Source organism: Pirellulales bacterium (genome assembly GCA_019694455.1).
Taxonomy (GTDB): Bacteria; Planctomycetota; Planctomycetia; order Pirellulales; family JAEUIK01; genus JAIBBY01.
In genome coordinates this window covers 76,434-98,984 of sequence record JAIBBY010000014.1, presented here as the reverse complement: position 1 = coordinate 98,984, position 22,551 = coordinate 76,434, and the positions used below count along the sequence as shown (strand labels likewise).

The following is a 22,551-nucleotide window of genomic DNA, read 5'->3' as shown; positions in this document are numbered from 1 at the left end:
TTCGTGCGGATTCACGTGTTGTACGAGTGGTTCAACGTGGCCGAATCGGGTTTGCCGCCGTTGTGGGAACTGTGAGCGCCAATACTCTCCCACCGGCCGATGGCGCCGCGCCGCGCGACGTTGCGGTGGCCCGGTCGCCTCGCGTTTGGCTGATTCTGGCCGCGATTCTGGCGGTTGGCTTGGTGGCGCGCGTGGCGCTGTGGCAGTCGTTCGCGGGGGTTCTGCTGCATCACGACGAGGTGGAGTACAACGAAATTGCCACCCACTTGGCGGAGGAAGGACGCTTTGCCGCGGCGCAAGGGCAGTTGACCTCGATTCGTCCGCCGCTATTTCCCGCCAGCGTGGCCGCGATCTATCGGTTATTTGGCGTAGGCAACTTTCAGGCGGTGCGCGCCGCGCAGGGGCTATTGAGCCTGGGAACGGTTGTGCTGGTGTTTTTGCTCGCGCGGCGATTGTACGACGATCGAGTGGCACTGTGGGCGGCGGGGCTAGCGTGCTTTTATCCTTCGCTGTTGGTCTACAACAACTTGCTGTTGTCGGAGGCGCTGTTCACGCTCGGGCTGGCGGCCATCGTGCTGGCGACGGTGAGCTACCTGCAATCTCCGTCGCTGGCGAAGATGACGCTGGTGGGCGCATTGGTCGGAGTGGGAGCGCTGACGCGCAGCGTCTTGTGGCTGTTTCCGCCGGTGCTGGGAGGCTATCTGTTGATCGTCGCTCCGGTGGCGTGGCCACGGCGACTGGCGGGCGTGGCGCTGATGGTGGTCGCTTTTTTGGTGGTCATCGCGCCATGGGCCTGGCGCAACACGCGACTGGAACAGACGCTGATCACTATTGATTGCATGGGGGGGCGCAACTTGATGATGGGCAACTATGAGCACACACCGCTTACGCGCTCGTGGGACGCGATTGGCGTGGGGGGCGAACAGGCGTGGTACCGCGTGTTGGCCCGACGGTATCCAGAATTTCGACAAATGACCCAAGGGCAGCGCGACAAACTGGCGATGCGCGAAGGGATTCGCTTTGTGATGGCCCATCCAGGCCTGACGATCCAGCGCGACGTGATCAAGTTCTTCAACTTCTGGCAGTTGGAGCGCGAGCTTGTTTCGGCGGCGCTGGCGGGGGAGTTTGGCGCCATGCCCAAACCGGCAGTGGCTTTGATCGCGCTGGTCGTGGCCGGAGGCTACGCAGTCGTCATCCTGCTGGCGATCGCTGGCGCGGTGCTGTTCCCGCCGGGGGATTGGCGAGCGTACACGCTGCTGCTATTGGTGATGGCCTACATCTGCCTGTTGCATACGCTGGTTTTCGCGCATTCGCGCTACCATTTGCCGCTGGTTCCGCTGTTGGTCATTTTTGCGGCCAGCGCCATCGCGCAGCGGCAGCGGCTGTTGTCGTATCGCGGAAAATGGCAGGGGTGGCTGGCCGGCGCGATCGTGTTGGTGCTGGTGGGGGGCTGGGTGACGGAGATCATCACCGTCGACATTGCCCGCATCCAAGAGCGGTTGAGCTGATTTCTGGCCGAGCACGGCGAAATGGGCCATTTTTGGGGGCATGTTGCGACGGCGGCAATTGCCGTAAGATCGAGTGATTCGTTTCCCCGGTCTTGCGAGCACGCATGAGCGACGTCGAATTGGCGCCTGGTCCTACCGCTGCCGAACCATTGCCGGCGAACATCCCGAGCATTCAACCGGGGGGGGGCGTTTGCTACCGCATCGAGTTGGCCTGGGGGAGGCTGCGCCGCTGGTACCTGAAGCGCTGCTGGCCGGGCTACGTGGGCCGCATGGCGAGGCTGCGGAGCGGCAGCGTGACGGGGTGCCCGCATGAGGTGCTGGACCAGCGCGACCTCAAATTCTTTCGCAACCAGAACGATTGCGTCTGGCCAGCCGAAGCCGACTCGTTTCGGTGGCGCGAGCGGCTGCCGTTTGCGCGCTGGGGGCTGGCCGAGCTATTGCTGATGGCGGGTCCGCTGTTGGCGATCACCCTGGGGCTGGCGCTCTACCATTGGTATTTGGCGCCGCTGACAGCCATTCCGCTGGCGCTGGTGGTGTACTTCTTTCGCGACCCCGCGCGACATGTGCCGAGCGGGCCGGGGCTGATCGTTTCGCCGGCCGACGGACAGGTGGCCGAGGTGACGCCGCTGGAGCACGACCCATTTGTCGGCGGGCCGGCGGTGCGGATCGGCATTTTCCTGTCGATCTTCAACGTACACATCAACCGCGCGCCGATGAGCGGCCGGGTGATCCGGCTGATCTACTCGCCGGGGGAGTTTCGCAACGCGCTCGATCCTGAGAGCGCGATTTACAATGAGAATATGTGGATCGGCCTCGAAGAGACGCGGTCGCCGTACCGCCGCTTCGTGGTGCGGCAGATCGCCGGAGCCATCGCTCGACGGATTGTGTGCGACCTGCGTCCGGGCGAAGTGCTGCAGCGCGGGCAGAAGTTTGGCATGATTAAGCTGGGCTCGCGCACTGAGTTGATCTTACCCGCGAGCGAAGGGCTTTCGGTTGATGTGAAAGTGGGCGACCGCGTGAAGGCTGGCGCCAGCATCATGGCACATTGGGTGGGGAGTCCCGCGGTATGATGCGACGCATTCGGACCATTGCCGTGCTGCCGACCATGTTCACGCTGGCGAACCTGGTGTGCGGCTTCTTTGCGATTGTGGTGGCGTCGCGAGTCGAAGCGCCGACCGCCACCACGACCGAGGCGCCGAACATCCGCCGCGACGTGGTGCTGAACGAGCCGAACGACGCGCGCAACGTGATGTATAGCGCCTGGCTGATCTTTTTGGCCATGGCGTTCGACGCGCTAGATGGGCATTTGGCTCGCTTGTCGCGCACGACGAGCGATTTTGGCGGCCAGCTCGACAGCTTGTGCGACGTGGTGACATTTGGCGTGGCGCCCGGCATCTTGCTGGTGAAAATGTGCCCCAACTTCACGTATTTGCACCGCGAGGCGGTGTGGGTGATCGCCGCCGGCTACGCGGCGTGCGCCGCGCTGCGGCTGGCGCGGTTCAACGTGCAGGTGGTGACCGACGACGATCACTTGCACTTCAGCGGGTTGCCGTCGCCGGCCGCTGCGGCCTCGATCGCAGGCTTCGCGATTCTGTTCAACACGCTGCGCAATCCGGCGAACCCGTTGCCGTACGCCGCGGAGATGGACGTGGCGGTGCAAATGGCGCTGCCGTTCTTCGCGCTGCTGGTGGCGCTGCTCATGGTGTCGCGCGTGCCGTATCCGCACGTTGTCAACCAGATTTTTCGCGGGCATCGCAGCTTTAACCATATCGTGGCGCTGTTGTTCGCGGCGGTGGCGATCATGACGGTGCGCGGCTACGCCGTGCCGGTGCTGTGCTGCGCGTTCGTGCTGGGTGGTCCGGCGCGATATTTTTATGAGCGCGTGGTGCTGAAGCGGGCGCAGCGCGAATCGCTGTTTTAGTTGGATCCTTAATGTTCACGGGTTTGGTCGAGGCGCTGGCCACCATCACCGAGATTCGCGACGAGCCACCCGGCAAAAGGGTGCTGCTGGCGGAGCCGACCATCGCGCGCGAGGCCAAAATTGGCGACAGCATCGCCATCAATGGCTGCTGCCTCACCGTGGTGTCGGTCGCTGGCGACACGCTGGCGTTTGAGGCGGGGTCGGAGACGCTGAGCCGCACCAACCTGGGAGAGTTGGTCGCCGGAGACCGCGTGAATTTGGAACGCAGTCTGCGACCCACCGACCGGCTCGGGGGGCACTTTGTCAGCGGGCATATCGACGCGGTGGGCTACTTGGCGCAGCGGCGCGACGAAGGGGCCTGGTCGCATTTTCGCTTTCGCGCGCCGCACGCGATCATGCGATATCTGGCGCCGAAGGCGTCGATCGCGGTGGATGGGGTCAGCCTCACCTTGGTGGAGGTGGACGACGATCATTTTAGCGTGGCGCTCATCCCGCATACGCTGGCGGTCACCACGTTGGGCGGTCTGTCGGTCGGTGAGGCGGTGAATCTGGAAACCGACCTGTTGGCCAAGTATGTCGAGCGCTTGCTGGCGTGGCGGGCATGAGGAATCAATCGCCGATGGAGCCTCGCAACGCTTTGCCCGACGCGCTCTCGGCTTCGGCCAATCAAACACTATCGTTCTTGCAGCGGCGGTTCCGCGAGGTGGGCATTCGGCCCAAGACGCAGCACGGCCAAAACTTTTTGATCGATTTGAACCTGCTGCGGCTATTGTTCGACAGCGCCGAGGTAACGGGGAACGACGTGGTGCTGGAGGTGGGCGCCGGCACAGGCGCGCTGACCGCCATGCTGGCCGAGCGCGCGGCGGCGGTGGTGTCGGTGGAAATCGATTCCGAAGTGGCGGCGCTGGCCGAGGAGAACCTGGCGTCGCTTGATCGAGTGACGCTGCTGGTGGCCGACGCGCTGCGCAACAAAAATCACTTGAACCCGGTGGTGATGGATGCCGTGGGCGAGAAGTTGGCTGCCGCGCCCGGACGGCGGCTGAAGCTGGTCGCCAACCTGCCGTATCATGTCGGCACGCCGATCATCAGCAATCTGTTGGTTGGCGAACCGTTGCCGCACTCGATGACCGTGACCATTCAGAAAGAAGTGGCCGATCGGCTGCGCGCGACGCCGGGAACCAAGGACTATGGCGCCACATCGGTTTGGGTGCAGAGCCAATGCGCGGTGGAGATTGTGCGCAACTTGCCGCCGAGCGCCTTTTGGCCGCGGCCCAAGGTGACCTCGTCGATCGTGCGGATTGTGTTTCAGCCCGAGCGGCGGGCGCGGCTGGGGGACACGGTATTTTTTCACGGTTTTGTGCGATCGATGTTCTTGCATCGACGCAAGTTCCTGCGGAGCGTGATGGTGGCGGCGTACAAGCAAGAACTGGATAAGTCGGCGGTCGACGCGATTTTGGAGACGATGGGTCTGGGGCCCGAGACACGGGCCGAGCAGTTGGAGATCGAGCAATTCGTTTGGCTGGCGGAACTGGTGCGCGAGCGGCTTGGCGCTGCCGGCTGAGCGCGCGGCGCGGTGACTGGCGAAGTGGCTTCGGGGCCGCTAAAAAGTGACAAACCAAGCGCCATTCTCAATTCAATAGCAACTTGCGGAGACTGATCGTCATGGCCACCAACCCACCCTTGAACCGCAAACTCAAGATGGCCCTGATCGGCGGTGGCCAAGGTTCGTTTATTGGTCGCGTTCACGCCACCGCGGCGGTGCTGGACAACCGGGCGGCCTTGGTGGCCGGCGCGCTATCTTCGAACGCCGAAAAGTCGAAGGCCTCGGCGCCCGACTACGACATTCCGACGAACCGGGCCTACGGTTCGTTCCGCGAACTGCTCAGCGCCGAAAGCAAATTGCCGGAGGGGGAACGCGTTGACTTTGTGACCGTGGCGACGCCGAATCACACGCACTACGAGATCGCCAAAGCAGCGGTGGAGGCGGGCTTCAATGTGCTGTGCGACAAGCCGATGACCTTCGATCTGGGGCAGGCAGAGGACCTGGCCAAGGCGGTCGATCAATCGGGGGTGGTGTTCGCCGTCACCCACAACTACACGGGTTATCCATTGGTGCGACAGGCGCGCGAGATGGTCGCGGCCGGCGACTTGGGAGAGGTTCAGGCGATTCGGGCGACTTATATTCAGGGTTGGCTGAGGACGCGGTTGGAAACATCGGACCAGAAGCAAGCGGCTTGGCGCACCGATCCGACGCGTAGCGGCGCCGCCGGCTGCTTTGGCGACATTGGCACACACGCCTACAACCTGGGGCGCTACATCAGCGGGCTGCTGCCGACCGACATTAGCTGCCACTTGCGAACCTACGAGTCGGGCCGGCAACTGGACGACTACGGCCATGCGGTGGTGCGGTTCGAGAACGGGGCGCTGGGCACGGTGACTGCCTCGCAGATCAGCCACGGCCGCGAGAACGACATTGCCATCGAAATCGACGGCACCAAGGGGGCGCTGCAATGGCGGCAGGAAGAGCCGAATGTGCTGGTCTTCCGCCGCAACGGCCATCCGCACGCGCTGTACACGCGCGACCCGAACGCGTCTTACATGAAGCCGACCGCCGTGGCGAGTTGCCGCTTGCCGAGCGGCCATCCGGAGGCGTTCTTTGAGGCGTTCGCCAACATCTACCGCTTTGCCTTCGACGACATGGCGCGGCGCGCCAGCGGCCAGAAGTTCGAGCGGACCAACACCATTTACCCCAACATCAACGATGGGGTGGAGGGAATGTATTTCATTCAGCAGAGCGTGGCCAGCGCCAAGGAGAATGGCGCCTGGTTGCCGCTCAAACATGCCCGCGCGCGCAAGTAGAGCGCGTGGGATTGCCGGTGCTTTGCGTCGGCCAGAGAATTTTCCTATTCTAAGTCGCGGCCACTAGTGGTTGCCGCCGCGCTGGCGCCGAGGCTGGCCACCGCGCGGGAAACCTGTAGACCGATCCTGACCGCGGCGCTCGTCTGTCGACGCAGGCATGGCGCCGCGAGCCAACTTAAATCACTGCCGCGATCGTGAGGAAACGCATGGCCGACAACGCCGCACAGCTCGACAACGTGATGCATGAGGATCGCGTATTTCCACCGCCGGCGGAGTTTGCGGCGCGAGCGAGCATCGGTTCGCTGGAGGCGTACGAAGCGCTATGGAAGCGGGCCGCGGGCGACATTGAAAAGTTTTGGGGGGAGCTGGGTCAGGAACTGCATTGGTTCAAGCCGTATTCGCAGGTGTTGCGCTGGAAGGAGCCGTTCGCCGAGTGGTTCGTCGGCGGGCAAACCAACGTGGCCTACAACTGCCTGGACGCGCATTTGAACACGCCGCGCAAAAACAAGGCGGCGCTAATCTGGGAGGGGGAGCCGGGCGAGCAGCGCGTGCTGACGTATCAAATGCTGCACCGGGAGGTTTGCAAGTTCGCCAACGTGCTCAAAGGGCTGGGCGTGAAGCCGGGGGACGTGGTTTCGATCTACATGCCGCTGGTGCCGGAGTTGGCGGTGGCGCTCTTGGCGTGCGCGCGGATCGGGGCGGTGCATTCGGTGATTTTTGGCGGCTTTTCGAGCGAGGCGATCGCCGACCGCAATAACGACGCCAAGGCGAAGATTCAGATCACGGCGGATGGCGGCTGGCGGCGCGGACACCAGTTGGCGCTCAAGGCGAATGTCGACGCGGCGCTCGCCAAGTCGCCGACGGTCGAGAAATGCGTCGTTTTCCGGCGGACCGGCGCGCCGGTCGAGATGCAGGCGGGTCGCGACTTTTGGTGGCATGACCTGATGGCCGAGGCGTCGGCCGATTGCCCCGCCACGCCGATGGACAGCGAGGCGCCGCTGTTCATCCTGTACACCAGCGGCTCGACGGGCAAACCCAAAGGCATCAAGCACACCACCGCCGGTTACAACCTGTTTGTCAAGAAAACAACCGAGTGGGTCTTCGACCTGCGAGAAGAGGACACATTTTGGTGCACCGCCGACATCGGCTGGGTGACCGGGCATAGCTACGTCGTGTATGGCCCGCTCTCCTGCGGCGCCACGACGGTGATGTACGAAGGGGCGCCGAACTGGCCGAACGAAGGTCGGTTTTGGGAGATCATCGAGCGCTATCGGGTGAGTATTCTCTACACCGCGCCGACCGCGATTCGCGCATTCATCAAATGGGGCGACCAGTGGTTGGAAGGCAAGGACCTCTCGAGTTTGCGGCTGTTGGGCACGGTGGGCGAAGGCATCAACCCGGAAGCCTGGATGTGGTACCACCAGCGCGTGGGCAAGGAACGATGCCCGATCGTGGACACCTGGTGGCAGACCGAAACGGGGGGCATCATGATGAGTCCCTTGCCCGGCGCCATCGCCGCCAAGCCGGGTAGTTGCACGCGGCCGCTGCCGGGGATTATTCCGGCGATTGTGAACCAGGCGGGCAAGCCGGTGCCGCAAGGCGCGGGGGGCTGGCTGGTGATGGAGAAGCCGTGGCCGGGCATGCTGCGCGGCATTTGGGGAGACGACCAGCGCTACCGCGAGCAGTACTGGTCGAAGATTCCGGGCAAGTACCTGGCCGGCGACAATGCGCGCTGCGACGCCGACGGCTACTATTGGATCATGGGGCGCATCGACGATGTGATCAACGTCTCTGGCCATCGGTTGAGCACGATCGAAATCGAAAGCGCGCTTGTCAGCCATCCACGGGTGGCGGAGGCGGCGGCGGTCGGTCGACCAGATGAGCTCAAGGGGCAAGCGGTGGCAGTGTTCGTCACGCTCAAGGACTCGAACCCAAGCGACGCCTTGAAGGACGAGTTGCGCAAACACGTGCGTCAGGAGATTGGCGCCTTGGCGCAGCCCGACGATATTCACTTCGCCGGCGCGCTGCCGAAGACGCGCAGCGGTAAGATCATGCGGCGGCTGTTGCGCGACATTGCCGAAGGCAAGGAGACGGTGGGCGACACCACGACGCTGGAAGATTACACGGTGCTGGCCAAGCTGCGCGAAGAAGAGTAGGTGGGGCAGCGCGACCCGCTAGCAGACCGTGGCGGGTTCTGGATTGCGGGCGACCTCGAAGCCGAGATCTTTGAGCATGCGATAGTCGTCGTCGGCGTCCTGCCCCTTGGTCGTGAGATAGTCGCCGACAAAGATCGAATTGGCGGGATACAAGCCGAGCGGTTGCAAGCTGCGCAGGTGCAGTTCGCGTCCGCCGGCGATGCGTAGCTCGCAGGTCGGATTGACGAAGCGCAGCATGCACAGCACTTTGAGGCAGTAGCGCGGGTTGAGGCCGCCGACGCCGGCGAGCGGCGTGCCGGGGATGGCGTTCAAGAAATTGATGGGGATCGAGTCGACGCCGAGGCGGCGCAGATCGAACGCCATATCGACGATGTCACCCTGCTGCTCGCCCATGCCGATGATGCCGCCGGAGCAGAGCTCCATGCCCGCCTCGCGCACGGCTTGCAGGGTGTCCAGGCGATCTTGAAAGGTGTGGGTAGAGCAGATTTCGGCGTAGTGGCTTTCGCTGGTGTTGAGATTGTGGTTCACGCGGTCGACGCCACAAGCGGCCAGGCGCCGCGCCTGCTCGGGCTTGAGCAAGCCGAGGCAGGCGCAGATCTTGAGGTTGTAGGTCTCTTTGATCTTGGGCACGATGTTTTCGATCGCGGCAATCTCACGCTCGTTGGGGCCGCGCGCCGAGATGACGATGCAATAGGTTTTGGCCTGCGACTCGGCGGCCATCTTTGCGCCGGCCAGCAGCTTGTCTTCGCTCAGCAGGTTGTAGCGCGGAATCTCGGCGTCGGAGACTTTAGATTGCGAACAATAGGAGCAGTCTTCCGGGCAGAGACCGCTCTTGGCGTTCATTAGGAAATAGAGCTGGACTTTGTTGCCAAAATGTTGACGGCGGACGCGGTAAGCGGCGGCCAGCAGATCGACCAGTTCATCGTCTGGCGAGCGGAGAATGGCCTCGGCCTGGGCGCGTTGCAGTTCGCCGCCGGAGAGCACCAGGTCGGCCACAGCCTGCCAGCGGCTGGCGGGCGATGCGGACGCAGGCGATGTCAGTGCGGACGATGCGGCTGAGGTCGACATGCAACTTGGCTCTCGGAGACGCTTTTCCAATTGGCTACAGCCTTCTTACGATATCCACTAGGATGAATGGCACAAGTCCGCGGCCGGCCCCGCGGGTGGCCGCGCGGCGGGGTAGAATGTCGTAAATCAGAGTTTCATAACCAGTTCTTGCGATTTCACCATGCCGCGCCTGCATCAGGTTCGCTACGGTTCGCTGGGCATGATCGGCGGCTTTGTGGCGGCCGACGCCACACGGTATGGCCGCGGCACGCGGGTGGTGCTGCGCAGCGATCGGGGATTGGAACTGGGCCAGGTGCTCTCGCCGCCCGAGGGGGATGATCCGGAAGGCGAGACCGCGGGACTCGTCTTGCGGGCGGTGACGCCAGAAGACGAACTACTGGAAGCGCGGCTGCAGAAGAATCGCGATCGCGCCTACGAGGCGTGCGCGGCAAAGATCGCCGAGCATGGACTGCCGGTGGCGCTGATGGACGTGGAGCAACTTTTCGACGGGCAGACGCTGGCGTTTTATTTCTTGGGGGAGACGACGCCGGAGTTGACCGCGATCACCGACGAGTTGGCGGAAGCGTACGAGGCGCAGGCGCAGATTCGCAAATTCGCCGAAACGTTGCTGGCCGGCTGCGGACCCGATTGCGGCACGGGCGAGGCTGGCGGCTGCGGAAGCTGCGCGACGGGCTGCGCGGTGGCCGACGCCTGCGGGGTTCGCGGACGCGCGGCGCGCGCACCATGATGGATTGACTCTCGCTAGGCGCCGCTGGCCGTGCCACGCAGCAACTGGCCAGCCTGGGCGAAGTGCTTGCCGTTCTCCACATAGTGCTGTGCGCTGTAGCCGTTCATCTCGACCTCATGCGGTTCGAGCGGGCGCTTGATCTTGCCCGGCAGTCCCATGACGAGCGAGCCAGGGGGAATCTGCACCCCCTCGGGGATGACGCAGCCGACGGCGATGATGGAATTGGCGCCGACGCGGGCGCCGTTTTGGACCACGCTTTTCATGCCGACCACCACGTTGTCTTCGATGGTGGCGCCATGCACGATGGCGCCATGCCCCACCGTCACGCCGTCGCCAATTGTGGTGGGAAAGCCGGGATCGGCGTGCAGCACGGCGGCGTCTTGAATGTTCGAGCCGCGGCCGATGCGGATGGGCGCGCAGTCGCCGCGAATTACGGCGCTAAACCACACGCTGGAGTCGGCGGCGATGGCGACATCGCCCACCACCACGGCGCCAGGGGCAATGTAGACCGACGAGTGAACCAGGTCGGCGCGAAAGACCGGGGGCGTGGTTTCCATGTGCGAAGTTTGTCCGTTGCGGGTGAGAGTCGGGGGGGGCTGGGCGTCAATCAAACACGAAAGGACAGTCCAGTGCAAGCAACGCGGGGCGCTTACTTGGCGCGTAGATAGCCGGCGCTGGACTGGAAGTATTTGCGCCGCCGCGAGGAGACATGTTCGGCGGCTTCGCGCTGCTGCGCTTCCAGATCGGCCCGGTTGGCCTGGCACAGCCGGCAACCGACGACTTCCAAATGAAAGCGGACGTACTCGGCGGCCTCGCCGACAAGCACGCCCAACAGATAACTGCCCAATTGCTCGCGGGCGGGGCAACTGAGGCGGTGGCGGCGCCAGATTTCGCCGAGCGAGTGGACTCCGGCGTCGCGCCGCGAGTGGATGAGCGCCAACTGGGCGCGTAACTGGACATCGGCGCGAATAGCGTCTTCGAGGCGAGACATCTCTCCGGCGGGGAGCGCCTCGTCGAGATAGGCCTCCAGGTCTTGGGGGCGCGGCGAGTGGCTCATCCGGGCGCCTCCGCCAGTTCGGGGAAGACGTCTTGCGGCAGGCCTTGCTTCTTGAGCGTGGATTTGAGGCGAGCCAGAAACTCGAATTTGTAATTCGCCACGGTTTGCTCGGAGGCGCCGAGCGCCAGGGCGACCTCCTTGTTCGCCAGGCCGCGGACGAACAACAACTCCGCGCATTTGATCTTTTCCCAATCACCGCGCTCGCGCCAGCGCTCGATCTGATCGGCCAGCGCCGCCACCAGCGCTTGCTCCTCGATCTGGCGCCGCTCGCCGCTGCGCATGATGCTGCTTGCGCCGCGTCCGCCGCCGGGCAGTTCCCAGGCGCTGGCGCTGGTTGAATCGGCGGTGAGCGGAATGGTGGGGCGGCGACCTTCGCGGCGCAGATGATCTGTGAGCTTATGCGCGGCGATACTGAACAGGTAGCTTTCCAGCGGGCGGCCGCCATCGTAGTTCGGCAAGCTGGTAAGGAAGCCGATGAAGGTCTCCTGCACCACATCTTCGCTGGTGGCGCGGCTGCGGAGCCGGCTTTCGACAAAGGCCAGCAGGCGCCCTTCGAAACGCTCGATCAATTCTCCCCAGGCCGAGTCCTCACCACGCCGCACGCGATCGATCAACAGACGATCGAACTGGGTTGGCGCTGGCATACGTACACAGAGCTCTGGTTGGATATCGAGGCGCTCGGGCGCCGTGGCATGACGATAGTTTACTCGGATGGCCAGGGAGACGGAAACGCGCGCTCGGCGCTCAGCCCTTGACCGCAATCGTGGCCAGCCCCACCACCGCCAGCGCCACCAAGCCGGCGGCCAGTTTCAAGCGGCCACTGTAATAGCCGCGCGTGGCCGTATCGAGCTTGAGATAACCGAGCAAAGTGGCGAGCATCAACAGCACCGCGGCGCCGATCACTCCGGCCGCCAAGGCTTGCTGGCGATTGTGCATCCCCCGCCATTGGCGCAACAGGTCGCGGTGGTCGCGGTCGCCAAAGCGAAGCATGGCGTGCGCCTCGTAGTAGGTCATGCCCGAGGGGCCAACCGCCGGGCCGGTCCAGATGACGGGGCGCTTGCCACGACGGACCTCTGCGGCGTTGAACTGTTTGCTGGCGCCGGGACCAAGCATCAGATCGACGTAGCTTTGGGTCATTTCTTCCAGCACGCCGGCTAAGGCGGTGCGGGCTTCTTGCTGCGTGGCGTACAAGGGGCCGGTGCTGCCGGTGATGACAAAGTCGCCTTGCTCATCGAGCCGTTGCTGCGGCGGGGCATCGACCCACGAGGGGCGTTTGCTGGCCTGGTTGGGATCGATGGCGTCGGCGTCGACTTGAATGGCGCGCTGCGCTGTCGACTCTTGGATCGCGTCGTGAGTTTCGCGTTTCGCCTCGGCGAGCGCGGCGGCGACTTCGTGCTTGGCCTCCTCGAGTGCAGCGGCCGTCTCCTGCTTAGCCTCTGCCATCGCGCGGGCTGTTTCATCGCGCACTTCTCGTTTGGCGTCAACAAGCGCCCGGCGCACTTCGTCGTAGTCGCTGCCGAGGGCCCAGCCCACCGCGGCGTCGACGAGATGGCCGATATTGTCGTCGCCTTGGGCGGCGACCGGCTCGGCGGGCTCGATTGGTTCGGCCGGTTCAACAGGCGGAACGGGCGCCGGGGGCGCGGGCACAGCGGGCGATTGCGCCACCATCTCGGTCTTCGTAACCTCTGGGAGGGTGATGAGCAGGGCGCCTTGAGATTGGTCTACGTCGTACGATCTTTGGCCCTTTTCCTCGCGTGCGACTTGCACGGCAGCTAGCCGGTCGTAGACATCCTCCATGAGTTCGCCGCGACCGCGGCGGCGATATGAGCGGTCGGAACCGTCCAGGTACACGCGCACCACGCCGATTTGCGACTGCCGGGCGCCAAGTGGTTGGCGCCGCGAGAGACGGGCCACCTCGCGCAGTTCGACGGAGCGCTCGCCCGAGGCGCTGACCACCATCTTTTCCAGTTCGCTCAATTCGGGTCCGCGCTCGGCGGTGGGTTGGTCGGCATGGAACTTAGTCACCGCGTCGACAATCGCCAGGATGCCGGCGGCGAGATCAGTGGCTCGCACGCCGCGATCGGCGCATTGTTCTGGCGCCACCTTGATGTCGAGCGCGGCGACGGGGCGGCCATCCGCGCTGGCCAGACGCATCACGGGATTGAGACGCACGTGATTGCGGCGGTCCACTTCGCGCACGGTCACGAATTCCTCGGTTTCGCTGTCCGATTCGTGATCCCAGTGATGGCGATGATCGCGGAATGGTACTTTGCCGGCGAGCCACATGAACGCGAGGATGATGCCGATGACCCACAACCAACCGTGACGCCCATTGCGGCGATGCGCGCGCCGCGCGTCGTGCTGGTGCGGCTTTTTGCACTTGTTCCAGCCACAGGCCATGGCCAAGGGCGCCAGCGCCACCAGCGCGGTCAGCGATTCCGCTGAGCAGGCAAAAGTATCCATCGCAAGCGGGCACATCGCTGCATCCTCCTAAAAGCGGCGCCACGAGTCGCGGGCGCGCCAATGGGTCCATGGGCTACTGAGTTGAACGGCCACGGCAGCGATCGTCGCCACCGCCACGCCGAATTGATCGGGGAAGGGCCAGAACCACGACAGCATCCAGGACCAGCCACCATAGACGATCGTGGCCCACAAACTGAAACGGCGGCGGCGCTGCGGATCGGCCAGGCGCCACCAGCGCAGCACTGGCAACAAGAAACCAAAATAGGCCAGGTATGCGGTAAGGGTGGGGGAGCCATCGCCGCGATACAGGGCCAGCGCGGAGGGCGCGTGAGGCAACTGAACCGCATGATCGCGGAGATGCGAGTTCATGCTGTACGGCAGGTCGACCAGCAACATCCGATCGAGGCCCCAGGCGTAGTAGCCCAGCACCAAACCGCCAATCAGCAGCACAAAGCGGCGAGTCATTTCGTTGTCCGCGCGGACGCCATCGGCGAACCTGGCCGCCACAATCACCTCCCAGGCGGCGACCGTGCTAACGAGGGTGAGCCACATCATTTGCCCCAGGTCGAGATTGGCGAACGAATCGACGACAAAACAGGCCGCGGCGGCCACCAGCGCGCTGACCAACAGCGAGGTGACCAGTTCGGTCGCCTTTTCGCGCGAGGATTTGACCGGCAGCACGTAGGCGGTCGTTTCGCCGGTGAGCGGCGCGGCATAGGGCGCCGCCGACTGCTCGCCGCGCATTGCCGCTGGCGTCGCCTGTGGGGGAGGCGATGGTGAAAATTGCGGTGGCGAGGCGCCAAGCGCTGCGCCACCAGCGGCGGCCGTCGACTGCCGGCCCGCATTGACCAGGTGCCAGACGATGAGATGGATCAGATAAATCGGGATGGCGGTGAGCCAGAGCCAACTGGTGGACAGCACCAACAGACCCGCCAAGGCGATGATGGCGACCCGCAGAAAGATATTCAGGTCGGCCTTTTGCCAGGCGGAGTAAAGCTCGGTCCAGTTTTCTTTGATCGCCTTCCAAATGGGCTCTTCCGGCGCTGCGACCGGCAGCGGCGGTGGCAACGCGGGGGAAACGGCGGCCGCCGGCACATAAAGCATGGTGTCGCGGATTGGCGGAACGGGATTCGATCCGTTTTGGATATAGCTCGCCGTGCCACTCGCCGGCTGCGGCAGCGCGGCCAGGATCTCTTGCACCGATTGCGGGCGCTGGCTGGGGTCTTTATCGAGGATGCGTTCCAGCAGCGGACGGAACCGCGCGTCGACTTTGTTCAGATCGGGCTTGGCGGTGAGGTGCTTCATGAGCACCTCGCCCACGCTCTCGCCTTCGAACGGCACATGCCCGGTGAGCATCTCGTAGAGAATCACGCCGAGTGCGTAGAGGTCGATCTCTTTGCCATAGCGGCCGTTGGCCACTTCGGGGGCCATGTAGTGCACGGTGCCGACGCTTTCGGTTTGTCCGCTGCGACGGCTGGCCGAGATGAACTTCGACAGTCCATAGTCGCCGAGCTTGACGATGCCTTCGTCGCTGAAGATGTTGCCGGGCTTCAGGTCGCGATGGACGATGCCATGATCGTGCAGGTAGCCCACTCCGCCGGCGATGCCGTGCATCCAGGAGAGCACTTCTTCGAGCGGCATGCCGTTGGGGTTGCGGGCGATAACCTGATCGAGCGTTTCGCCGCCGACGTACTCCATGACCACCCAGGTGTCGTCGTCGGCGTCGCGGCGGATGTCGAACAGCGCCAAGAGGTTGGGATGCTTGACGTTCATGCAGTGAGCGACTCCGCGCAACTCGACATCGAGATTGCGGCGAATCAGCTTGAGCGCGACCTCCTTGCCGCCGTCGCTGGTGGCGTAGTAGACCTCGCCAAAGCCGCCGCGACCGATGCCCCGTTTGATCGTGTAGCCATCGACGGGGCGCGAGCCGCTGGGATACAAGAACTTGGTGGGGCCGCTGCGTGGCTCGCGCAGATTGCCGGGTTCCGTTGCAGGAAAGTTCATGACCGCACCATCGGTGTCCAGTGTCGCCGCTACTGATTTCATATCAGGATAAGCCTAAACCGCTTCCAGCGTGAACGAGAAATCTGGCCCGCTGACTGTCGAGCCGCGGCCAATTTCGGCTCGTTGCTGGTGGTCCTGTCCATCCACCGCGAACGAGTCCGTGGCTCGGCAGCAGAGCGTGCCCGCTTGCCGATACAACACCACATCTCTGGACCAATCGGGACAGACCACATGGCTGGCGGCGCCGGGTCCCAAGACGCACGATTCGGCCATGAGGATGACGCCATCGACCGAGGGTTGGGTTCGGTGGCGGCTGACAAATTCGAGCCGAGCGCTGGCGCTCAAGGCATGTGGCTTGCGGAACCGCAGCTTGACGCTCGATCCCAGTTCGATCAGGTCGCCGTCTTTGAGCGGGGCCAGTTCGGTGACGAGGGCGCCATTCAACCGGGTGGTGCGCACGGGTTCGAGCAGGTAACCCTCTCCCTCGCGGCGAATGCGGGCCTGCACCCGCGACAGATCGGCCAAGAGCGGGATATCGACCTGCGCGCCCGAGGTGGGCTGCCCCAGCGAGACCTCGTCTCCCTGGCAAACCAGAAACGCGCCAACTTCATCGACCCAGAGGACGAAGCGCTCGCCGCGCGGCTGCGAATGGTGATGGGCGGCATCGTGCATGGGGCTGCCGTTTTGGTGCGGCCGCGAACTGGGAAAGGTTGTCTCGGCGATCTTCATGCCGACCGCCGACCAGGCGCGACAGCGCGCGTCGCGAGCGGCGCGATCGTCGGGAGCAAGCTCGAGAATGGCGTCGGCATGCCCCAGGGCGTGATGCCAATCCTCGCTCGCCACGCAAGTGTGCAGCTCGGCGGCCAACTCGCGCAGGCGCCGTCCCTTGAGCCTATACTCTTCGAGCCACTCTCCCAACAACTTCATGCCGCCGGACAAGGGCATGGCCACGGAGAGTTCTGCCTCGGCCTCGGCGAAGCGGCCGCGGCGGGCCAATCGTTGAGCGGCGGCCATTTTCTCGGCCACCTGCCGCCAGCGGCGCGTGTCTTGGCTGGTGGCGCGGCGGCGTTCTAACTCGTCGAGCCGGCCCAGCGCCGCCCGGTAGTCGCCAGCCGCCACGTATTGTTCGACTTCGCTAAGCATTTGGGCGAGCATCTTCTCTCGAACCTTCGTCAGCCGGGCGGGCTCGGCGCCAAACAGGGCAGCGGCCTCGACATCGCGCCAACCGGCCAGTGTTTCGCCACGGGTCATGCGCTGTTCGCCGCGAGTCGCCATTTGCCCGGCGACTTTGGCCAACAACTTTTGAGCGGGGAGGAATTGCCTTAGCTCGGCGTCGCAGAGCAGGCGGCTGGCCTCTTCCAACTGGCCGCTGCGATAGGCCAGTTCTGCTGCTCGAAGTTTGCCGCGCCAGCTTTGGAACATGCTTGCTTCGTGCTCCGCCACGCCCCGACAAGAGATGGATCGCGCCCGCGATGGTTACAGACTAATCGAGATCGGGCCGGGCCGGCGAGACAGCCGCTGCCGCAGGCAGCCGCGTGTTCTGGTGACCGCGCAGGTGAAAATGGCGCGCGGCTGTCTCGGCCCAGCGGGGAAGCCTGGTTACTCCGTATCGGGCTTGGCGGCGACTTGCGGCGCGTCGTCCGCATCGGAGAAGTACTCGGTCACGTCGTCGACGATGTTGTCGGAGACCGGCTCGATAACGGGGATCTCTCCGCCGAAGCGGGCATCGCTGTTCACCAGCCGCTCGCTGACTTCGAGCTTGGTGTGCAGGTCGGCCAGCAGTTCCTTGACACGCCCGAGGCGGCTGTCGTCGAAGTTGTACTCGGCGGTGGTTTGGGCCGCCTCGACCATCTTGAGACGCGCGTCGACGTTTTGGACTTCGACCTCCAATTGACGCCGCTGGGCGATCATGTTCTCCAACTTGCGCTGGGCCGCATGCAGGCTGCGGTTGCGGGCCGCGGCGATTTCTCGCAGGCTCGACAAGGTGGCCTCATTGACCTTGTACCGCTCGAAGCGGCTGGCCAGATCGGCTCGGACGTCGTCGCGACTGTATTTGTGGCTGGCGTACTGGAAGACGTCGCCGCCTTGTTCCAGGTCGCCCTTCAACTTCAGCATGCTGGTCTTGTCCTGGGCGAGCTTCGACTCGGTGTCGGCGATCTGACGGGCGATTCGCTGAATCTCCACCTCTTCCTTGGCAATGGTGTACATGTTCTTGCGAATGTCGGGCACCAGGTTTTTGACCATCTGGCGCGCTCGCTCGATCTCGAACTCGATGGGCACGTTGTCCTTGACGGAATCCTTGACCCAGCCGACCGACGTGCCGACATAGCTGCAGGCGTCTCGGCCGAAGAACAAGGTTCCCAGGAGCACGGCGATCCCGCTCCCGATGACAAGCTTCTTAATCATCGACTCATCCATCCTTTCCCTAAACCCAAGCGTGCCGCGGGTCTCGTGCACTTGCTGGCTTGGCGATTCGAGCGCCACAACGGCGCTGCTCAGAGAGGTAAGTCGCCGGTTTGGGGAAATTCTTGGGATTGAGGCAAGACTTTTTTGCGCTGGGCGCGGTTGATGAGCGGCCGGCGGCGGGGAACGGAATCGCCCCCCATTGCCCCGGCCGATATGATGAATAGTACTTACCAGGACTGGATTTGCGATTCGATGCCTGAGCACTCCGCCAGTACGAGCAACCACTCGCCGTTCGATCCCACCCTCGACGCGCCGATTTCGGCCCGTGCGACCGAGGTCAGTAGCCTGTCGCCTGTCGCGGGGCCGGCGCGGCACGTGGCCCTGGTGGAGGGGAGCGGGCCCGAACTGGGGGACGAGCTAGCGCTCATCTTGCGCACCCGGCTGCGAGCGGCCGCGTTGGTGCTGTTTCTTGGCTCGGGCATGTTCTTGGCCTATGGGCTTTATTCGCCGGCGCCTGCTCGCGAGGCAAGCCTGCTGTTGACCGCGTTTCACGTGGTGCTGGTGCTGGTGTTGGGTTCGACAGCGCTATTTTTGTGCGCTCGTTGCCCGGGGCGGCTCAACCGGCTGCGCTGGCTGGAACTGTTGGTGTTTGGGCTAACGGCGGCGTTTTTCGTGGTGATGCAGCACGAGGCGTTTGCGCACTACGCCAAGACGCATCAGCCGATGAGCCTGATGGCGATGATGAAGGCGGTGATCACGTACTGGTACGCGCTGATCTTCACGTATGCGATCTTCATTCCCAACTCGCCCCAGCGGGCGGCGCCGGTGGTGGGCCTGATGGCGGCGGCGCCAGTGGTGGGCACGCTATTGGCGCGGCAGAAGTTCGCGCTGGTGGCCGAAGTAGCCGACATGAACCAGATGGTCGAGATGGTCATGATGATGGTCATCGCGTTCATCGCGGCGATTTACGGCATCTACAAGATGGGCGCCTTGCGGCGCGAGGCATACGAAGCGCGGCAATTTGGCCAATATCGATTGCGCGAACGAATTGGCGCGGGGGGCATGGGCGAGGTGTTTTTGGCCGAACACCAAATGCTGAAACGCCCCTGCGCGATCAAGCTTATCCGACCGACCCAAGCGGGCGATCCGCGGGCGCTGGCGCGCTTCGAGCGCGAGGTGCGCACCGCCGCGCGATTGTCGCATTGGAACTCGATTGAGATTTTCGACTACGGCCGAGCCGCCGACGGCACTTTTTACTATGTGATGGAGTATCTGCCGGGCCTAAGCCTGGCCGACCTGGTGCGACGCCACGGCCCCTTGGCGCCCGAGCGAGTGGTGCATCTGTTAACGCAGACCTGCGACGCGCTGACCGAGGCGCACGCGATGGGGATGATTCACCGCGACATCAAGCCGGGCAACATCTTCGCGGCGCAACGGGGGGGCGTGTACGACGTGGCGAAGTTGCTCGACTTTGGCCTGGTGCGACCGGTCGCCACCACGGCCGACCTGCAACTGACACTGGAAGGATCGATCACCGGATCGCCGCTGTACATGTCGCCAGAGCAGGCGCTGGACGAATCGCCCGATGGACGAAGCGACATCTACTCGCTGGGCGCGGTGGCGTATTTTTTGTTGACGGGGCGGCCACCGTTCGAGGCGGCCAAGCCGCTGCAGGTGTTGTTTGCCCATGCGCATCAAGAGCCGACGGGGCCCGCCGCGATGAACGGCGACGTGCCCGACGATCTGGATCGCGTGGTGCTGCGCTGCCTGGCCAAACAGCCGGGGGATCGCTATCAAACGGCGGATGAGTTGAAGCGTGCCCTGGAGGATTGCTGCTGCGCGGGACACTGGGACAGCGCCGCGGCGGCGGCGTGGTGGCAGGAGCAAGCGGGGCGCGAGCCGGCGCTGGCAGAGGTCTGACACCTGACGCGGCGCAGCGAAAGGGCCCTCGCCGAATCGGTAGAGGGCCCAGGCTGTGCGCGATTCACGCGGTGGCTTATTTCTTCTTTTCGAGGTGCATGGTGTGCTTGCGGAGGCGCGGGCAGTACTTGCTCAGCTTGAGCTTTTCGCCCCCCGGCTTGCGGCGCAGCACGTAGTTGTAATCGCCGGTCTCCTCGCAAACGAGGAACACGGTTTCGACTTTCTTTTTCGACTTGGCCATGGCTTGGCTCCGCGGAGCGGCTCCGACGAGGGATCGGCGGTGAATGATCGGGAACTTGGGATTTTAGCCCTTTGGCCCCCTGGGCGCATAGGGGGAAGTTGGCGATGGCCGCGCGCGATTTTGGCGGGTCATCGCCGCGCTGACGGCCGGCTGCTTGCTAGTGGGCGGCCGGCTGCTTGCCATGGGCGCGGCGGGCAGCGCGAAGCTGGGCGCGGGCCTGGGAGACCGCCCGATCGCGCAGCGCGAGCCGCTCTGGCGAATGGGCCGGCTTGGCTTGCGCCGATTGAAGCTGCTCTTCGATGACGGCCACATCGAGCTTGTCGGACATGACCGCGCGGGGGGTGAGGACGGTCACGACGTTGCCGAGCACCTGCGCGAAGCCGCCATCGATGTAGAGCCGGGTGGTGACGCCGGCCTCGACCATGCGCAGTTCGCCAAACCCCAACCGCCCAATGACGGGGGTATGTCCGGGGGCAATGCCGATCTCGCCGTCGAACAACGGCAGGACCACGAATTGCGCGGCATGCTCGAAGACGGTGGCCTCGGGAGTGACCACGATGCACTCCAGGACGTCGACTCGAGCATGAGCTACATCAGGCACGCCTGTGGTCACTCCGGCGGAATGTGTGTCGGACATGGCTCTTGGGGGTTGGCGCCTGGTGGCGGTATTGGGATGTGGGCTCGACGAACGATGGGTGGCGGGTCAACTACTTCTTGGCGGCCTTCTTGGCTTGTTCTTCGGCCTGCTCGATGACGCCGACATACATGAAGGCGCTTTCGGGCAGGTGATCCCACTTGCCGTTGCACAACTCCTCGAAGCTGCGGATCGTCTCGGCCAGCGGCGTGATCTCGCCCGGCTTGCCGGTGAAGACTTCGGCGACCAAGAAGGGCTGCGACAGGAAGCGCTCGATGCGGCGGGCGCGATGCACCACCAGCTTGTCCTCTTCGCTCAGTTCGTCGACGCCGAGGATGGCGATGATGTCCTTGAGTTCGCGATAGCGCTGCAAGATGCCTTGCACGCGGCGGGCAACGGCGTAATGCCGATCGCCGACGTAGGCCGGATCGAGGATGCGGCTGGACGAGGCCAAGGGATCGACCGCAGGGTAGATGCCCTTTTCGGCGATCGAGCGTTCCAGGTAGAGAAACGCGTCAAGCTGGCCGAACGCAGTGGCCGGCGCGGGATCGGTGGGATCATCCGCCGGCACGTAGACGGCCTGCACCGAGGTGATGGCGCCCTTGTCGGTGGAGGCGATCCGCTCCTGCAGCGCGCCCATCTCGGTGGCCAGCGTGGGCTGATAACCCACGGCGGACGGCATGCGCCCCAAGAGGGCCGACACCTCGCTGCCCGCCTGCGAGAAGCGGAAGATGTTGTCGATGAATAAGAGGACGTCGGCGCCGGTGGTGTCGCGGAAGTTCTCGGCGATGGTGAGTGCCGAGAGGGCGACGCGGAGGCGGGCGCCCGGCGGCTCGTTCATCTGACCGAAGACCATGCTGGTTTGCTCGATGACGCTGCGGCCGGTGTCGCCGATTTTGGCTTCTTGCATTTCGAGCCAGAGGTCGGTTCCTTCGCGGGTGCGCTCGCCCACGCCGGCGAACACCGAGTAGCCGCCGTAGCTGCTGGCGATACGGGCGATCAGCTCGGTGAGAATGACCGTCTTGCCGAGACCGGCCCCGCCGAACAGGCCGGCCTTGCCGCCGCGGACAAACGGCGTGAGCAGGTCGATCACCTTGATGCCCGTCTCAAAGACCTCTGTCTTGGTCGAGAGGTCGGACATTTCGGGCGCGTCGCGGTGGATGCTCCAGCGCTCCTGGGCATCGATCGGGCCGCGGTTGTCGATCGGGTCGCCCAACAGGTTGAGCACGCGACCGAGCACACCCTTGCCGACCGGGACCGACAGCGGCCCGCCGGTGTCGAGGCACTCTTGTCCGCGGATGAGCCCTTCGGTGCTGCCGAGCGCGACGCAGCGGATGCGATTGCCGCCCAGGTGCTGTTGCACTTCGCCGGTGAGATCGACCTCGACCCCCTTGTTGTTGGCCTTGATCTTGATGGCGTTGTAGATCGCCGGGAGTTGACGTTCTGGAAACTCGGCGTCGAACGTGGAGCCAATCACCTGGGTGATGTGGCCAACTTTGGCGGACTGGCCGTTGGCGCCGGCGCGGGAGAGTTGCGAGGTAGCCATGTGGATGCCTTTGCAGCGGCTGGTGGGTGAATGTGTGTGGT

General features: G+C 64.2%; 20 protein-coding genes. 9 read left to right on the top strand and 11 right to left on the bottom strand.

Translation table 11 applies throughout. The features are described from left to right. The 7 genes from K1X71_08015 to acs all read left to right on the top strand — a co-directional run. Positions 1-1,508 (top strand): glycosyltransferase family 39 protein (locus K1X71_08015; protein MBX7073080.1); only part of this gene is annotated, 1,508 nt, incomplete at its 5' end. Between the two features lie 104 nt (positions 1,509-1,612). Beyond that, positions 1,613-2,578 (top strand): phosphatidylserine decarboxylase, encoded by a 966-nt coding sequence (locus tag K1X71_08010; GenBank protein ID MBX7073079.1) that lies wholly within the window; start codon positions 1,613-1,615, stop codon positions 2,576-2,578. Further along, positions 2,575-3,429, top strand: a complete 855-nt coding sequence (gene pssA / locus K1X71_08005) for a CDP-diacylglycerol--serine O-phosphatidyltransferase (protein MBX7073078.1) — start codon at positions 2,575-2,577, stop codon at positions 3,427-3,429. The genes K1X71_08010 and pssA overlap by 4 nt, the downstream gene beginning before the upstream one ends. Positions 3,430-3,440: 11 nt before the next feature. Next, positions 3,441-4,034 carry a riboflavin synthase gene (locus K1X71_08000; protein MBX7073077.1) on the top strand — a complete coding sequence of 198 codons (594 nt, stop codon included), beginning with the start codon at positions 3,441-3,443 and terminating at the stop codon, positions 4,032-4,034. A gap of 14 nt (positions 4,035-4,048) precedes the next feature. Next, complete coding sequence (gene rsmA / locus K1X71_07995; protein MBX7073076.1) at positions 4,049-4,990, top strand: 16S rRNA (adenine(1518)-N(6)/adenine(1519)-N(6))-dimethyltransferase RsmA; 942 nt, start codon at positions 4,049-4,051, stop codon at positions 4,988-4,990. Positions 4,991-5,091: 101 nt separating this feature from the next. Continuing rightward, positions 5,092-6,288: a Gfo/Idh/MocA family oxidoreductase gene (locus K1X71_07990; protein ID MBX7073075.1), complete on the top strand. Its 1,197-nt coding sequence runs from the start codon at positions 5,092-5,094 to the stop codon at positions 6,286-6,288. A 206-nt stretch (positions 6,289-6,494) separates the two neighbouring features. After that, on the top strand, positions 6,495-8,444 hold the full coding sequence (acs, locus tag K1X71_07985; GenBank protein MBX7073074.1) for an acetate--CoA ligase: 1,950 nt from the start codon (positions 6,495-6,497) through the stop codon (positions 8,442-8,444). An 18-nt stretch (positions 8,445-8,462) separates the two neighbouring features. Here the strand turns inward: acs and bioB are convergent, their stop codons facing one another. Continuing rightward, on the bottom strand, positions 8,463-9,512 hold the full coding sequence (gene bioB / locus K1X71_07980) for a biotin synthase BioB (GenBank protein MBX7073073.1): 1,050 nt from the start codon (positions 9,510-9,512) through the stop codon (positions 8,463-8,465). 160 nt (positions 9,513-9,672) lie between these two features. On the opposite strand from bioB, the gene K1X71_07975 reads away from it, so the two are divergent. Next, the gene (locus K1X71_07975; GenBank protein ID MBX7073072.1) at positions 9,673-10,239 is read left to right on the top strand and encodes a hypothetical protein; all 567 of its coding nucleotides are present in this window, start codon (positions 9,673-9,675) and stop codon (positions 10,237-10,239) included. Between the two features lie 14 nt (positions 10,240-10,253). On the opposite strand, the gene K1X71_07970 is transcribed toward K1X71_07975, so the two are convergent. From K1X71_07970 to K1X71_07940, 7 genes are all read right to left on the bottom strand, one after another. Continuing rightward, entirely contained in the window at positions 10,254-10,796 is a 543-nt protein-coding gene (locus K1X71_07970; GenBank protein ID MBX7073071.1) for a gamma carbonic anhydrase family protein, read from the bottom strand. 92 nt (positions 10,797-10,888) lie between these two features. Beyond that, positions 10,889-11,296 carry a hypothetical protein gene (locus K1X71_07965; GenBank protein MBX7073070.1) on the bottom strand — a complete coding sequence of 136 codons (408 nt, stop codon included), beginning with the start codon at positions 11,294-11,296 and terminating at the stop codon, positions 10,889-10,891. Further along, a complete protein-coding gene (locus tag K1X71_07960) occupies positions 11,293-11,940 on the bottom strand; it encodes an RNA polymerase sigma factor (GenBank protein ID MBX7073069.1) in 648 nt (215 codons plus the stop codon). The genes K1X71_07965 and K1X71_07960 overlap by 4 nt, the downstream gene beginning before the upstream one ends. A 100-nt stretch (positions 11,941-12,040) precedes the next feature. After that, positions 12,041-13,774, bottom strand: a complete 1,734-nt coding sequence (locus K1X71_07955) for a hypothetical protein (protein ID MBX7073068.1) — start codon at positions 13,772-13,774, stop codon at positions 12,041-12,043. A gap of 12 nt (positions 13,775-13,786) precedes the next feature. Further along, a complete protein-coding gene (locus K1X71_07950; protein ID MBX7073067.1) occupies positions 13,787-15,763 on the bottom strand; it encodes a serine/threonine protein kinase in 1,977 nt (658 codons plus the stop codon). A 54-nt stretch (positions 15,764-15,817) separates the two neighbouring features. Further along, the gene (locus K1X71_07945) at positions 15,818-17,185 is read right to left on the bottom strand and encodes a hypothetical protein (GenBank protein ID MBX7073066.1); all 1,368 of its coding nucleotides are present in this window, start codon (positions 17,183-17,185) and stop codon (positions 15,818-15,820) included. Between the two features lie 177 nt (positions 17,186-17,362). Further along, positions 17,363-18,169, bottom strand: coding sequence for a hypothetical protein (locus K1X71_07940; protein ID MBX7073065.1), 807 nt, complete (start codon positions 18,167-18,169; stop codon positions 17,363-17,365). A 252-nt stretch (positions 18,170-18,421) separates the two neighbouring features. On the opposite strand from K1X71_07940, the gene K1X71_07935 reads away from it, so the two are divergent. Beyond that, positions 18,422-20,089, top strand: coding sequence for a serine/threonine protein kinase (locus K1X71_07935; protein ID MBX7073064.1), 1,668 nt, complete (start codon positions 18,422-18,424; stop codon positions 20,087-20,089). Between the two features lie 76 nt (positions 20,090-20,165). Here the strand turns inward: K1X71_07935 and rpmG are convergent, their stop codons facing one another. The 3 genes from rpmG to atpD all read right to left on the bottom strand — a co-directional run bounded on the left by rpmG (position 20,166) and on the right by atpD (position 22,510). Then, on the bottom strand, positions 20,166-20,330 hold the full coding sequence (gene rpmG, locus K1X71_07930) for a 50S ribosomal protein L33 (GenBank protein ID MBX7073063.1): 165 nt from the start codon (positions 20,328-20,330) through the stop codon (positions 20,166-20,168). 157 nt (positions 20,331-20,487) lie between these two features. Continuing rightward, the gene (atpC, locus tag K1X71_07925; protein MBX7073062.1) at positions 20,488-20,967 is read right to left on the bottom strand and encodes an ATP synthase F1 subunit epsilon; all 480 of its coding nucleotides are present in this window, start codon (positions 20,965-20,967) and stop codon (positions 20,488-20,490) included. 70 nt (positions 20,968-21,037) lie between these two features. Further along, positions 21,038-22,510, bottom strand: coding sequence for a F0F1 ATP synthase subunit beta (atpD, locus tag K1X71_07920; protein ID MBX7073061.1), 1,473 nt, complete (start codon positions 22,508-22,510; stop codon positions 21,038-21,040). Positions 22,511-22,551 lie beyond the last annotated feature (41 nt).

What these genes read in the sequence shown, in the direction of transcription:
- K1X71_08000 (MBX7073077.1), top strand. Translation starts at nt 3,441, where the DNA reads ATGTTCACGGGTTTGGTCGAGGCGCTGGCCACCATCACCGAGATTCGC.
- pssA (MBX7073078.1), top strand. Translation starts at nt 2,575, where the DNA reads ATGATGCGACGCATTCGGACCATTGCCGTGCTGCCGACCATGTTCACG.
- K1X71_08010 (MBX7073079.1), top strand. Translation starts at nt 1,613, where the DNA reads ATGAGCGACGTCGAATTGGCGCCTGGTCCTACCGCTGCCGAACCATTG.
- K1X71_07935 (MBX7073064.1), top strand. Translation starts at nt 18,422, where the DNA reads ATGCCTGAGCACTCCGCCAGTACGAGCAACCACTCGCCGTTCGATCCC.
- acs (MBX7073074.1), top strand. Translation starts at nt 6,495, where the DNA reads ATGGCCGACAACGCCGCACAGCTCGACAACGTGATGCATGAGGATCGC.
- atpC (MBX7073062.1), bottom strand. Translation starts at nt 20,967, where the DNA reads ATGTCCGACACACATTCCGCCGGAGTGACCACAGGCGTGCCTGATGTA.
- atpD (MBX7073061.1), bottom strand. Translation starts at nt 22,510, where the DNA reads ATGGCTACCTCGCAACTCTCCCGCGCCGGCGCCAACGGCCAGTCCGCC.
- K1X71_07940 (MBX7073065.1), bottom strand. Translation starts at nt 18,169, where the DNA reads ATGATTAAGAAGCTTGTCATCGGGAGCGGGATCGCCGTGCTCCTGGGA.
- K1X71_07975 (MBX7073072.1), top strand. Translation starts at nt 9,673, where the DNA reads ATGCCGCGCCTGCATCAGGTTCGCTACGGTTCGCTGGGCATGATCGGC.
- K1X71_07960 (MBX7073069.1), bottom strand. Translation starts at nt 11,940, where the DNA reads ATGCCAGCGCCAACCCAGTTCGATCGTCTGTTGATCGATCGCGTGCGG.
- rpmG (MBX7073063.1), bottom strand. Translation starts at nt 20,330, where the DNA reads ATGGCCAAGTCGAAAAAGAAAGTCGAAACCGTGTTCCTCGTTTGCGAG.
- K1X71_07990 (MBX7073075.1), top strand. Translation starts at nt 5,092, where the DNA reads ATGGCCACCAACCCACCCTTGAACCGCAAACTCAAGATGGCCCTGATC.
- K1X71_07955 (MBX7073068.1), bottom strand. Translation starts at nt 13,774, where the DNA reads ATGTGCCCGCTTGCGATGGATACTTTTGCCTGCTCAGCGGAATCGCTG.
- K1X71_07950 (MBX7073067.1), bottom strand. Translation starts at nt 15,763, where the DNA reads ATGAACTTTCCTGCAACGGAACCCGGCAATCTGCGCGAGCCACGCAGC.
- K1X71_07970 (MBX7073071.1), bottom strand. Translation starts at nt 10,796, where the DNA reads ATGGAAACCACGCCCCCGGTCTTTCGCGCCGACCTGGTTCACTCGTCG.
- bioB (MBX7073073.1), bottom strand. Translation starts at nt 9,512, where the DNA reads ATGTCGACCTCAGCCGCATCGTCCGCACTGACATCGCCTGCGTCCGCA.
- K1X71_07945 (MBX7073066.1), bottom strand. Translation starts at nt 17,185, where the DNA reads ATGTTCCAAAGCTGGCGCGGCAAACTTCGAGCAGCAGAACTGGCCTAT.
- K1X71_07965 (MBX7073070.1), bottom strand. Translation starts at nt 11,296, where the DNA reads ATGAGCCACTCGCCGCGCCCCCAAGACCTGGAGGCCTATCTCGACGAG.
- rsmA (MBX7073076.1), top strand. Translation starts at nt 4,049, where the DNA reads ATGGAGCCTCGCAACGCTTTGCCCGACGCGCTCTCGGCTTCGGCCAAT.